Origin of the sequence: Citrobacter sp. R-1.5.2 (genome assembly GCF_035064245.1) — a bacterium.
Lineage (GTDB): Bacteria > Pseudomonadota > Gammaproteobacteria > Enterobacterales > Enterobacteriaceae > Citrobacter.
The window spans coordinates 56883-70006 of the sequence record NZ_JASEYC010000010.1 but is presented as its reverse complement, the minus strand read 5'-3'; the positions used below and the strand labels follow the sequence as shown (position 1 = coordinate 70006).

General features: G+C 53.5%; 8 protein-coding genes. 4 read left to right on the top strand and 4 right to left on the bottom strand.

From position 1 onward, the window contains the following. Positions 1–44 precede the first annotated feature (44 nt). On the top strand, positions 45–899 hold the full coding sequence (gene rapZ / locus QMN38_RS17445; protein WP_048213428.1) for an RNase adapter RapZ: 855 nt from the start codon (positions 45–47) through the stop codon (positions 897–899). After that, a complete protein-coding gene (npr, locus tag QMN38_RS17440) occupies positions 896–1168 on the top strand; it encodes a PTS phosphocarrier protein NPr (RefSeq protein ID WP_003828770.1) in 273 nt (90 codons plus the stop codon). The genes rapZ and npr overlap by 4 nt, the downstream gene beginning before the upstream one ends. Positions 1169–1266: 98 nt before the next feature. Here npr and mtgA read toward each other — a convergent pair whose 3' ends face one another. The 4 genes from mtgA to mnmL form a co-directional block, all read right to left on the bottom strand. Next, positions 1267–1986 (bottom strand): monofunctional biosynthetic peptidoglycan transglycosylase, encoded by a 720-nt coding sequence (mtgA, locus tag QMN38_RS17435; RefSeq protein ID WP_323605456.1) that lies wholly within the window; start codon positions 1984–1986, stop codon positions 1267–1269. Then, positions 1983–2636, bottom strand: a complete 654-nt coding sequence (gene elbB / locus QMN38_RS17430; RefSeq protein WP_271449020.1) for an isoprenoid biosynthesis glyoxalase ElbB — start codon at positions 2634–2636, stop codon at positions 1983–1985. The genes mtgA and elbB overlap by 4 nt, the downstream gene beginning before the upstream one ends. A gap of 229 nt (positions 2637–2865) precedes the next feature. Further along, complete coding sequence (arcB, locus tag QMN38_RS17425) at positions 2866–5202, bottom strand: aerobic respiration two-component sensor histidine kinase ArcB (protein ID WP_137382439.1); 2337 nt, start codon at positions 5200–5202, stop codon at positions 2866–2868. A gap of 201 nt (positions 5203–5403) precedes the next feature. Beyond that, on the bottom strand, positions 5404–6333 hold the full coding sequence (mnmL, locus tag QMN38_RS17420; RefSeq protein WP_271454116.1) for a tRNA modification radical SAM protein MnmL/YtqA: 930 nt from the start codon (positions 6331–6333) through the stop codon (positions 5404–5406). Positions 6334–7019: 686 nt separating this feature from the next. Between mnmL and gltB the strand changes: the two genes are divergently transcribed. Then, complete coding sequence (gene gltB / locus QMN38_RS17415; protein WP_323605521.1) at positions 7020–11480, top strand: glutamate synthase large subunit; 4461 nt, start codon at positions 7020–7022, stop codon at positions 11478–11480. 12 nt (positions 11481–11492) lie between these two features. Further along, the gene (locus QMN38_RS17410) at positions 11493–12911 is read left to right on the top strand and encodes a glutamate synthase small subunit (protein WP_323605453.1); all 1419 of its coding nucleotides are present in this window, start codon (positions 11493–11495) and stop codon (positions 12909–12911) included. Positions 12912–13124: the final 213 nt, after the last annotated feature.

The window sequence follows — 13124 nt, the reverse complement described above, 5'->3', positions numbered from 1 at the left end:
AACCCAATGGCATCCTTTTCTGTCGTTGTGAGGAGAAACAGTACATGGTACTGATGATCGTCAGCGGTCGTTCAGGGTCAGGTAAGTCTGTCGCCCTGCGCGCGCTGGAAGATATGGGTTTTTACTGCGTGGATAACCTTCCCGTCGTGTTGTTGCCCGAACTGGCTCGAACCCTCGCCGATCGCCAGATATCTGCGGCTGTCAGCATTGACGTGCGCAACATGCCCGAGTCCCCGGAGATTTTTGAGCAGGCCATGAGTAACCTGCCTGAAGGCTTCTCACCGCAACTGCTGTTCCTTGATGCCGACCGTAACACGCTGATTCGCCGCTACAGCGATACGCGCCGTTTACACCCGCTGTCCAGCAAGAACTTGTCCCTGGAAAGCGCTATCGATAAAGAAAGCGATTTACTGGAGCCGTTGCGTTCGCGCGCTGACCTGATCGTAGACACCTCTGAAATGTCTGTGCACGAGCTGGCGGAAATGTTACGTACCCGACTGCTGGGCAAACGTGAACGTGAATTAACGATGGTATTTGAGTCCTTTGGCTTTAAACACGGAATCCCTATTGATGCGGATTACGTCTTTGATGTCCGCTTCCTGCCTAACCCGCACTGGGATCCAAAGCTACGCCCGATGACCGGTCTGGACAGGCCCGTCGCGGCCTTCCTCGACAGACACACAGAAGTACACAATTTTATCTACCAGACTCGCAGCTATCTTGAGCTATGGTTACCCATGCTGGAGACCAACAACCGCAGCTACCTCACTGTAGCCATCGGCTGTACCGGCGGGAAACACCGTTCGGTGTATATTGCAGAGCAACTGGCAGACTACTTCCGCTCACGCGGTAAAAACGTGCAGTCACGCCATCGTACGTTGGAAAAACGCAAATCATGACCGTGAAGCAAACTGTTGAAATCACGAATAAGCTGGGCATGCATGCCCGGCCGGCAATGAAACTGTTTGAGCTAATGCAGGGTTTTGAAGCAGAAGTTCTGCTGCGTAATGATGAAGGGACGGAAGCCGAAGCAAACAGCGTTATCGCTCTGCTGATGCTGGATTCCGCCAAAGGACGCCAGATAGAAGTTGAAGCCACGGGTCCGCAGGAAGTTGAGGCCCTGGCCGCGGTAATTGCCCTGTTTAACTCGGGATTTGACGAGGATTAGTGAAGTGCCTGATGCGCTACGCTTATCAGGCCTACACGGCAATGACCTACTCCAGTAGGCCGGATAAGGCGTTTACGCCGCATCCGGCGATAACCCCGCTAATACAGCTTATTTTCACGCATAAACGACTCACCGCCCAGCTGGCGCATTTGGCGCATGATCCACGCCTGACGACTGCGCACATAGCCGGAAGGCGCACTCGCCTTAAAACGTAACGGATTGGGTAGAACCGCCGCCAGCAATGCCGCTTCAGACGGGCTAAGACGGCTGGCGGGTTTATGGAAATAGCGCTGTGATGCAGCCTCTACACCGAATACTCCATCGCCAAACTCCGCAATATTCAAATAAACCGTCAGGATGCGTTTCTTACTCCAGACTGTTTCTATCCCCAGCGTTAACCCGGCCTCGAGCCCTTTGCGCACCCAGCTACGCCCATCCCACAAAAAGAGGTTTTTTGCCGTTTGTTGCGATAACGTCGAGGCACCCCGAATACGGTTTTCATTACGTTCGTTATGCGCCAACGCTTTCTCTATCGCAGAGACATCAAATCCCCAGTGGTCGGGAAATTTCTGGTCCTCAGCGGCAATGACCGCCAGCCCCATCCATGGTGATATCTCATCCATACTGGCCCAGTCAGAATGCGCCACATAGCCGAAATCACCCTGTATCCAGGCACCAAGCTGCCGCTCAATCATGACCGCCGAGAAAGGAACGGGCATCACGCTGAAGAGCGCTATACCCCCGCCCCAGAACACGGCGAGGACAATAACTGCCCGCAGAAATAGACGTCGCAGAAAGGCGGTAGCCCCTTTTCTCATTCAGCCAGTACCAAAACACGTGAGACCAGTTTGTCGATCCCACTCGCCGCCTGGGCGATATCCTGCGCCAGCATGTAAGCAGGCGTGGTGACAACTTTATTATCTTCATCAACCACAATGTCATCGACCGGGCAAGGCACATGTTCAGCACCCATCTCTTCCAGCACTTCCGCTGTATCGATGTCAGTGCCAATGGTCAGACGCAGCGGGAAGTCAAAAATCTTGGGTAACATAGCAGGAGCAATACACATGAATCCCAGGGGTTTTCCGGCCTGATGCAGCGCCTTCGCCAGCGCGGCTAAGTCGCTATCAACCCGGCATTCACTGCCCTGGCTGGCAAAATTGCTCAGATTTTTTGCTGCGCCAAACCCGCCCGGCACAATTAGCGCATCCAGCTCCGTTGCAACCGCCTGGGCCAGGGGGCGAATATCACCACGCGTAATACGCGCAGCTTCAATCAGGACATTGCGCGTTTCCGGCATCGGCTCGCCCGTCAGATGATTAATCACATCCGCCTGCTGTTTATCTGGCGCAAAGCAGATAGCCTGAGCGCCATTGCGGGCAATAGCCAGCAGCGTGAGTACGGCTTCGTGGATTTCTGTACCGTCATACACGCCACATCCGCTGAGCACTACGCCAACTTTTTTCATCGTGATACTCCTTTCGCAACTGACTGAAGCATATTAATAATTCTGATTAGAATGCCACGCTTCACACATTTAACTGATTCATGTAACAAATTATTTAAGATTTGCTATCTTAACTGCGTGCGGCCTGAAAATTAGGGCTGCGCCCTTGTAAACAATGATAATAATTTACGGCGCAGCCACGATTTCCCTGGTGTTGGCGCAGTATTCGCGCACCCCGGTCAAGCCGGGGTCATTTTTTTTCCACGCTCGCAACCCAGGCTCTTAATACCGCCACGTCGTGCTGCCACTCCTGCTTCATCTCTTCAATCCATTCAGCCACGTTATCTTCCCAGGCAGGAAGGTCAGGTGATTGAATTTGCTGCCCCAACTGTTGCAGGTGGCGCAGACCGACAGATCCAGCTGCACCTTTAATTTTATGGCCTTCCTCAACCACGCCTTTTTTATCACGGGCAGTCAGATTAGACTCCAGCACGCTCAAATATCCCGGCATCATTTTCTCAAACACCGCCAGACCGTCGGTGATCAACTTCGGCCCGACCAGTTCGAGGTATTGTTCCAACATGGGAATATCTAACAGCGCTTGCGATTTACTGCTTTCTTCAGACGTCACAGTGCTCTCCTCTTCGTTTCGGGTATCCCAGTATTTTTTGATCATGGCGGTTAACGCCGGAACTGACAGCGGCTTACTCAGCACGTCGTCCATTCCTGCATCCAGATATTCTTTTTTATCTTTCAGTACGTTGGCGGTGAGAGCTACCAGCGGTGGGAGATCCTCGCGCGCATATTTTTGGGTCAGCTCGCGGGAGATATCGAGCCCTGTCATATCCGGTAGCTGAATATCCAGCAGCACCAGGTCATATTCACCCGGTTTGAACATATCCAGCGCGGCTTGCCCGGTCATCGCGACATCCACGCTATTGCCCAGTTTTTCCAGAACCGAACGCGCTACGATGACGTTCAGTTCAATGTCTTCCACCAGCAGCACATTCAGGGCGGGTAACGGCATTTCATCGTCTTCAAAAGCATCTTCAATCTCTTCCGCCACGGCAGGAGCATGCACGGTTAGCGTAAAGATGGAGCCTTTTCCTGCCTGGCTGGAAACCGTAATATCACCGCCCATGTTTTTCGCCAGACGCTTCGATACGGCCAGTCCAATCCCGGTTCCCGTTGCCGGTTTACCACCATGGCTGTCCTTCACCTGATAGTACATGGCGAAGATTTTATCCTGCTCATCCTGTGGAATACCGATCCCGGAATCCTCCACTTCAAAATGCAGTATGTCTCCCTCGTCATAGCGAGCCCGTACGGTCACCTGCCCTTGCTGGGTAAATTTCACGGCATTGCTGATCAGATTCCACAGAATTTGACGCAGACGCGTTCCGTCTGTGATGACCTTATGTGGCAGCGGTAGCGTCGGCTCAAGAACAAAGCGCAATCCTTTTTGTTGCGCCTGCAAGCCAGAGAGGTTTTCCAGATCCGCCATAAAGCTGGTGAAATCGATTGGCTGGTTATCGAGCTGGACTTTGCGCCGCTCCATCTTATCCATATCGATAATATCGTTGAAAATGTTCCCCAGCGTCACGGCAGAGACGTGGATAGTTTTGAGGTATTTTTCCTGTTCCGCGGTTAAATCTGTATCCAACAGGATCCGACTTAAACCGACGATACCGTTAAGCGGCGTACGCAGTTCATGGCTGATCGTAGAGATAAAGGTGGTCTTGTCACGGCTGGCGCGCTCAAGGGCGTCCTGATAGCGCTTACGCTCGGTAATATCACGACCAAAGCCCATCAGACCATGTCGTTTCCCGACGCGGTCGTAGTAAGGCACTTTACGGATCTCAAAGCAGGCTTTGCGCCCGTCCGGATAGTCGAGCCATTGCTCATAGGTCAGTGAAACGTTATGGCGGAATACCTTCTCGTCGGTTTCAATAACTTTTTCCGCCGCTTCTGGCGAATACACATCAGCCGGTTTTAGATTCACCAGTTGCTTTTCGCTCTTACCGGTCAGCAGCTCCATAGCACGGTTACAGCCGGAAAACTCTTTATCTTCATTGCGATAAAAAACCAGATCCGGTGAAGCATCAAGGAAAGAACGTAAAAATGAAGATTGCTGCTCAAGCTGGATCTGCGCTTCTTCACGCTCTTTGATTTCGACCTTCAGTTGTTCAAACGTCTCCTGCCGCTCCGCTTCCGCCTTTTCACGTTCGACAATCTCCTGATTGAGTTGGGCGATATTATCCTTCAACTGCACGTTGAGCTTGAGATCGCGCTCGCGCATCTCTTCCAGCTTCTGTACCAGTCGTGAAAGGCGTTGCCGGGACTCCTCCAGTTGTTCAACCACCACCGACAAGAAGTAGACGGCCCACGGGGTAATTAACAGGCCAAAAAAGATAGAACGGATGACATCAATGCTTTCTACCTGGCCATGCAGCACCATAGTGACAGCCATCTGCACCACAATTGCCAACACAACCAAAGCCAGCGCCAACAGCAGCGAAAAGCGCACCAGACCTAACTTCATCATTAGGTCGACATAGTATTGCGCCAGCATACGAATTTGCTTCATAGAGGGTTCCTTCACGACAACTTGGCACAATAATACTCAATTCTCAGCGTGACGTTTAAGATTGTGCAAGAAATGCGGGGGTTATCGGTGAAATGACTGGGGAGTGGTTCATCATAGGCCTGATAAGCCAGGCACCATCAGGCAAGCAGGCGCAGATTGCCGGATGTCGCTTCGCTAATCCGGCCTACGACCTACAGAAGGTTAGTTCCCCGGCTGAATCCACGGCGTACCCAGCGCCGAGCCTTGCACGCCGTGCTCGTTAAGGTACTTATCCAGTTCGACCATCCCGGTCCAGCGGTTTTCACACCATAGCGGTGCCAACAGCGTTGGGCGGCGCGCGCTGGCGGAAATGCGGTGATAAATAACCTCGGGTGGCGTATGGCGAATCATCTCACCTGCTGTGACCGTGTACGCATCCAGTTCGATGCCGTGCAACCGTCCGGCCTCCCAGGCTTTCGCCATCGTACTGCCCTTCACGATATGCAGCGGATGCAGCTTAATACCGTCGACGCCTGTCTCGACCACACGTTCCATCGTTTGCAGGCATTCCGCTTGCCCTTCTCCCGGCAAACCGACAATAAGGTGTGAACATACTTTCAGCCCACGCTCCCGTGCCAGTTGGGTGGTACGCTGATAGCAGGCAAAATCATGCCCACGATTAATGCGATGCAGCGTCTTGTCATGGGCCGTTTGCAAACCCAGTTCCAGCCACACTTCGTAGCCCTGATCCTTGTACTCGCATAGCAGATCGAGCACAGCATCCGGCACACAGTCAGGGCGCGTGCCAACACACAGCCCGACGATGCTGGCCTGACTAACCGCCTGTTGGTACATCGAACGCAGCACCTGTACTTCCGCAAAGGTACTGGTATAAGCCTGAAAATAGGCCAGATAACGCTTCGCGCGATTCACTAACTGCGCCTGATGCTCAAGCTGTTCAGCGATAGAATGATGCTGCTGCGCTTCGTCAGCAAAGGAGGCGACATTACAGAAGGTACATCCGCCACGTCCAATGGTGCCATCGCGATTTGGGCAGCTAAACCCGCCGTGCAGCGTGAGTTTATGAACCTTTTGCCCATAACGGCGAGAAAGATCCCCACCAAACATATTGACTAATTTCTGTAACTGCATAATCTGATAGACCGCGCCTTGAAAAGAGGCCAAAGCCTGCCATTTTTAGCCCCAGTCGGCGATGACCTGGATCAATCGCCCTGGCGAGCCTTTATTCATTGAATAATAATTCAAAATAATCGAAATTTCATTCAATCAAAAAGTCATTATTTTTCCTTATATCTCGCTATTTTTTTTATCTTCTGATGGCTCTCATATAAAAACAGTATCTTTAAGACGCCGAAAGTCTACAAACCAGCATAAAATACCAAACATTGAGATAAACAAAGGGAGGACGGGAGATAACCGGCCTTTCTGACAGTGAGACAGATCACACTTCACCAGCGATCTCACTCAGGTTAAATCAATGTAAAAACACCTTTATTTTCAATGCTTTCATAAAGTTAATCGCCCTATAGCACATTTTTGCATAAATAAGATTGCCATTTGACCTGTGTGTGGATTCCCGATAACTTGGAAATCCGCTGGAAGCTTTCTGGATGAGCAGCCTGCTCATCATATTTATGCAGTAATTGAGATTCCCTCTGAAGCAAGTCCTCAAACTTGTTTGACCTATGCGAAAAGGATAAAGAGGGCGAATGCGAGGTGAGCGTATGAAACGCAAACCCCGTCGCCATGCTCTTGGTGTGCCCGCGCGCAAACGGTATCGGAGAGGTGTCCCGCAGAGCCTGGGGAGGTTCACTGATATGTTGTACGATAAATCCCTTGAGAAGGATAACTGTGGTTTCGGCCTGATCGCCCACATAGAAGGCGAACCTAGCCACAAGGTAGTGCGTACCGCCATACACGCGCTGGCCCGTATGCAGCACCGTGGCGCAATTCTTGCCGATGGCAAAACCGGCGATGGTTGCGGCTTGCTGTTACAAAAACCTGACCGCTTTTTCCGCATTGTTGCGCAAGAGCGCGGCTGGCGTTTAGCTAAAAACTACGCCGTTGGCATGATCTTTTTAAATAAAGACCCTGAACTGGCGGCGGCATCTCGTCGCATTGTTGAAGAAGAATTACAGCAGGAGACTCTGTCGATCGTAGGCTGGCGCGACGTGCCAACCAACGAAGGAGTTCTCGGTGAAATCGCCCTTTCCTCCCTGCCTCGTATTGAGCAAATTTTTGTCAATGCCCCTGCGGGCTGGCGTCCACGCGATATGGAACGCCGCCTGTTCATCGCACGCCGTCGTATCGAAAAACGCCTCCAGAACGATAAAGACTTCTACGTCTGTAGCTTGTCTAATCTGGTTAATATCTATAAAGGTCTGTGTATGCCGGCAGATTTGCCGCGCTTTTACCTGGACCTCGCGGACCTGCGCCTGGAGTCGGCCATCTGCCTGTTCCACCAACGCTTCTCCACCAACACCGTGCCGCGCTGGCCGCTGGCACAACCGTTCCGCTACCTGGCACACAACGGTGAAATCAACACCATCACCGGCAACCGCCAGTGGGCACGCGCACGTACCTATAAATTCCAGACGCCGCTGATCCCTGACCTGCACGACGCCGCGCCGTTCGTTAACGAAACCGGTTCTGATTCAAGTTCTATGGATAACATGCTGGAACTGCTGCTGGCAGGCGGGATGGACATCATCCGTGCCATGCGCCTGCTGGTACCGCCAGCCTGGCAGAACAACCCGGATATGGACCCGGAACTGCGCGCGTTCTTTGATTTTAACTCCATGCACATGGAACCATGGGACGGTCCGGCAGGTATTGTTATGTCAGACGGTCGCTTCGCCGCCTGTAACCTTGACCGTAACGGCCTGCGCCCGGCGCGCTATGTCATCACCAAAGACAAACTCATCACCTGCGCTTCTGAGGTTGGGATCTGGGATTATCAGCCGGATGAAGTGGTCGAGAAAGGTCGCGTCGGCCCGGGCGAACTGATGGTTATCGATACCCGCAGCGGACGCATTCTGCATTCAGCCGAAACTGATGACGATCTGAAAAGCCGCCACCCGTATAAAGAGTGGATGGAGAAGAACGTCCGCCGACTGGTGCCGTTTGAAGATCTGCCAGACGATCAGGTCGGCCGCCGCGAACTGGACGATGATACCCTCGCCAGCTACCAGAAGCAGTTTAACTACAGCGCCGAAGAGCTGGACTCCGTCATTCGGGTCCTGGGAGAGAACGGCCAGGAAGCCGTTGGGTCAATGGGTGATGACACCCCGTTTGCCGTGCTCTCCAGCCAACCACGCATTATTTATGACTACTTCCGTCAGCAGTTCGCGCAGGTCACAAACCCGCCTATCGATCCGCTGCGTGAAGCGCACGTGATGTCGCTGGCGACCAGTATCGGTCGTGAGATGAACGTCTTTTGCGAAGCAGAAGGCCAGGCACACCGCCTGAGCTTCAAATCGCCGATTCTGCTGTACTCCGATTTCACCCAGCTCACCACCATGAAAGAGGAGCACTATCGCGCCGACCGGCTGGATATCACCTTCGACGTGACGGAAACCACGCTGGAAGAAACAGTCAAAACCCTGTGCGATAAAGCCGAACAGATGGTACGTAACGGAACGGTACTGTTGGTGCTCTCTGACCGTAATATCGCGAAAAACCGCTTACCGGTTCCTGCCCCCATGGCTGTCGGGGCGGTACAAACCCGTCTGGTAGAACAAAACCTGCGTTGCGATGCCAACATCATCGTCGAAACCGCAAGCGCCCGCGATCCCCACCATTTTGCTGTGCTGCTGGGCTTTGGCGCGACGGCTATTTATCCGTATCTCGCCTATGAAACGTTGGGACGTCTGATCGATACCCAGGCGATCGCCAAAGATTACCGGACCGTGATGCAGAACTACCGTAACGGCATCAACAAAGGTCTGTACAAAATCATGTCCAAAATGGGCATTTCGACCATCGCCTCTTACCGTTGCTCCAAGCTGTTCGAAGCCGTTGGCCTCCACGACGATGTCGTTGCGCTGTGTTTCCAGGGCGTGGTTAGCCGCATCAGCGGCGCAGGTTTTACTGACTTCCAGCAGGATCTGCTAAACCTCTCCAAACACGCCTGGCTGGCACGCAAACCCATTAGCCAGGGCGGGCTGCTGAAGTACGTTCACGGCGGCGAATACCACGCCTACAACCCGGACGTGGTACGCACGCTGCAACAGGCGGTACAAAGTGGCGAATATAGCGACTATCAGGAATATGCCAAGCTGGTGAATGAGCGCCCGGCAGCCACGCTGCGCGATCTGCTGGCGATCGCACCTGGTGATGAAGCCGTAAGCATTGACGAGGTAGAACCCGCAACCGAGCTGTTTAAACGCTTTGATACCGCGGCCATGTCTATCGGCGCATTAAGCCCGGAAGCACACGAAGCGCTGGCCGAAGCCATGAACAGCATCGGCGGCAACTCGAACTCCGGTGAAGGCGGTGAAGATCCGGCGCGTTATGGCACGAATAAAGTGTCACGCATTAAGCAGGTCGCATCCGGTCGCTTCGGTGTGACCCCGGCATACCTGGTCAACGCCGATGTTATCCAGATTAAAGTCGCTCAGGGCGCGAAGCCGGGTGAAGGGGGTCAGTTGCCAGGTGACAAAGTGACGCCATACATAGCGAAGCTTCGCTATTCCGTACCTGGCGTGACGCTGATCTCCCCGCCGCCGCACCACGATATTTACTCTATCGAGGACTTAGCGCAGCTGATTTTCGACCTGAAACAGGTCAATCCGAAAGCAATGATTTCCGTGAAGCTGGTTTCCGAACCCGGCGTCGGCACTATTGCCACTGGCGTGGCGAAAGCCTATGCGGATCTGATCACCATCGCGGGCTACGATGGCGGCACCGGCGCAAGCCCGCTGTCATCGGTGAAATACGCGGGTTGTCCGTGGGAGCTGGGCCTGGTGGAAACTCAACAGGCACTGGTCGCTAATGGCCTGCGTCACAAGATTCGTCTGCAGGTCGATGGCGGTCTGAAAACCGGTGTCGACATCATCAAAGCGGCCATCCTCGGCGCAGAAAGTTTTGGCTTCGGCACCGGCCCAATGGTCGCGCTGGGCTGTAAATACCTGCGTATTTGCCACCTGAACAACTGCGCAACCGGTGTGGCAACGCAGGACGACAAACTGCGTAAGAATCACTATCACGGCCTGCCGTTCAAAGTGACCAACTACTTTGAATTTATTGCCCGTGAAGTTCGCGAGCTGATGGCACAACTGGGCGTGAAACGTCTGGTGGATCTGATTGGCCGCACCGACCTGCTGAAAGAACTGGAAGGATTTACCGCCAAACAGCAGAAGCTGGAACTGTCTCGCTTGCTGGAAACCGCCGAGCCACATCCCGGAAAAGCGCTGTTCTGCACCGAGAACAACCCACCGTTTGATAACGGTGTGCTGAACGCGCAGTTGCTGCAACAGGCAAAACCGTTTGTCGATGAGCGCCAGAGCAAAACCTTCTGGTTTGATATTCGCAACACCGACCGTTCAGTTGGCGCGTCGTTATCAGGTTATATTGCCCAGACACACGGCGATCAGGGCCTGGCGTCTGACCCGATCAAAGCGCACTTCAGCGGTACCGCAGGCCAGAGCTTCGGCGTATGGAATGCGGGTGGCGTAGAACTGTATCTGACCGGCGATGCCAACGACTATGTCGGCAAAGGCATGGCGGGCGGTTTGCTGGCGGTGCGCCCTCCGGTGGGTTCTGCCTTTCCGAGTCATAAAGCGAGCATCATCGGTAACACCTGCCTGTATGGTGCCACCGGTGGTCGTCTGTTCGCCGCAGGTCGCGCGGGTGAGCGCTTTGCTGTGCGTAACTCGGGTGCGATTACCGTGGTAGAAGGCATTGGTGATAACGGCTGTGAATATATGACCGGCGGCATCGTCTGTATTCTTGGGAAAACTGGCGTTAACTTCGGTGCAGGTATGACAGGCGGCTTTGCCTACGTGCTGGACGAAGACGGCGAATTCCGCAAACGCGTGAACCCGGAACTGGTTGAAGTATTGAACGTGGACTCTTTGGCTATCCACGAAGAGCATCTGCGCGGTTTAATTACCGAACACGTACAGCATACCGGCTCTTCGCACGGCGAAGAGATCCTGGCGAACTGGCCAGCGTTCTCAGCGAAATTCGCGCTGGTAAAACCAAAGTCCAGTGATGTGAAAGCACTGTTGGGTCACCGTAGTCGTAGCGCAGCTGAGCTGCGTGTGCAGGCGCAGTAAGGGGTAGCAGCAATGAGTCAGAACGTATACCAATTTATCGACCTGCAGCGCGTTGATCCGCCAAAGAAACCGCTGAAGATCCGTAAGATCGAGTTTATCGAAATTTACGAGCCATTTTCAGAAGGTCAGGCTAAGGCACAGGCAGACCGCTGCCTGTCCTGCGGTAACCCGTACTGCGAGTGGAAATGCCCGGTACATAACTACATCCCGAACTGGCTGAAGCTGGCTAACGAAGGGCGTATCTTTGAAGCCGCAGAGCTGTCTCACCAGACCAACACGCTGCCGGAAGTTTGCGGCCGTGTCTGTCCGCAGGACAGGCTGTGCGAAGGTTCATGTACGCTGAATGACGAATTCGGCGCAGTGACCATCGGCAATATCGAGCGCTATATCAACGATAAAGCCTTCGAAATGGGTTGGCGTCCGGATATGACCGGCGTTCGTCAGACGGACAAGCGTGTCGCCATTATTGGTGCGGGTCCGGCAGGTCTGGCCTGTGCGGATGTGCTAACCCGTAACGGCGTGAAGGCCGTTGTGTTTGATCGCCACCCGGAAATTGGGGGTCTGCTGACCTTCGGCATCCCGGCTTTCAAACTGGAAAAAGAGGTGATGACCCGCCGTCGTGAAATTTTCACCGGCATGGGCATCGAGTTCAAACTCAACGTCGAAGTGGGCCGTGACGTGCAGCTCGAAGCGTTACTGAAGGATTATGACGCCGTGTTCCTGGGCGTCGGCACCTATCAGTCAATGCGTGGTGGGCTGGAAAACGAAGATGCTGATGGCGTCTTTGATGCCCTGCCGTTCCTGATCGCCAATACCAAACAGTTGATGGGCTTTGGCGAAAGCAGCGACGAGCCATACATCAGCATGGAAGGTAAACGCGTTGTCGTACTGGGTGGTGGTGACACCGCGATGGACTGCGTGCGAACCTCCGTTCGTCAGGGTGCGTCACACGTTATCTGCGCCTATCGCCGCGATGAAGAGAATATGCCGGGTTCGAAACGCGAAGTTAAAAATGCGCGTGAAGAAGGCGTCGAATTCCAGTTCAACGTCCAGCCTTTAGGTGTTGAGGTGAATGCTAACGGCAAAGTGTGTGGCGTGAAAATGGCGCGCACTGAGATGGGCGAGCCGGATGCGAAAGGTCGCCGTCGCGCGGAGATCGTCGCCGGTTCCGAGCATATAGTGCCGGCTGATGCCGTCGTACTGGCGTTTGGTTTCCGCCCACACAGCATGGGATGGCTGGCAAAACATAGCGTCGAGTTGGATTCGCAGGGGCGTATTATTGCTCCGGAACGCAGCGACAACGCCTTCCAGACCAGCAACCCGAAAATCTTTGCCGGTGGCGACATCGTGCGCGGTTCGGATCTGGTTGTCACAGCCATTGCCGAAGGTCGTAAAGCGGCTGACGGAATTATGAATTACCTGGAAGTGTAAGTCAGCCTCTTCAGGCATCTCATCTGCCCTGGTGGATGAGATGCCAAATTCCTGCCGCAATACCGCCAAACCTGCCGATTAAGCCAGCCTGACAACACATTTTGTAAACAGTGCAGATAGCCTTAACACTCGAAATACATAAACACCATGAATAATAATCAACAAAAAATCAGACGAAAACGTTTGCTTTACATTGAGAAGTGTATATGATGC

What these genes read in the sequence shown, in the direction of transcription:
- npr (WP_003828770.1), top strand. Translation starts at nt 896, where the DNA reads ATGACCGTGAAGCAAACTGTTGAAATCACGAATAAGCTGGGCATGCAT.
- rapZ (WP_048213428.1), top strand. Translation starts at nt 45, where the DNA reads ATGGTACTGATGATCGTCAGCGGTCGTTCAGGGTCAGGTAAGTCTGTC.
- arcB (WP_137382439.1), bottom strand. Translation starts at nt 5,202, where the DNA reads ATGAAGCAAATTCGTATGCTGGCGCAATACTATGTCGACCTAATGATG.
- mtgA (WP_323605456.1), bottom strand. Translation starts at nt 1,986, where the DNA reads ATGAGAAAAGGGGCTACCGCCTTTCTGCGACGTCTATTTCTGCGGGCA.
- mnmL (WP_271454116.1), bottom strand. Translation starts at nt 6,333, where the DNA reads ATGCAGTTACAGAAATTAGTCAATATGTTTGGTGGGGATCTTTCTCGC.
- gltB (WP_323605521.1), top strand. Translation starts at nt 7,020, where the DNA reads ATGTTGTACGATAAATCCCTTGAGAAGGATAACTGTGGTTTCGGCCTG.
- QMN38_RS17410 (WP_323605453.1), top strand. Translation starts at nt 11,493, where the DNA reads ATGAGTCAGAACGTATACCAATTTATCGACCTGCAGCGCGTTGATCCG.
- elbB (WP_271449020.1), bottom strand. Translation starts at nt 2,636, where the DNA reads ATGAAAAAAGTTGGCGTAGTGCTCAGCGGATGTGGCGTGTATGACGGT.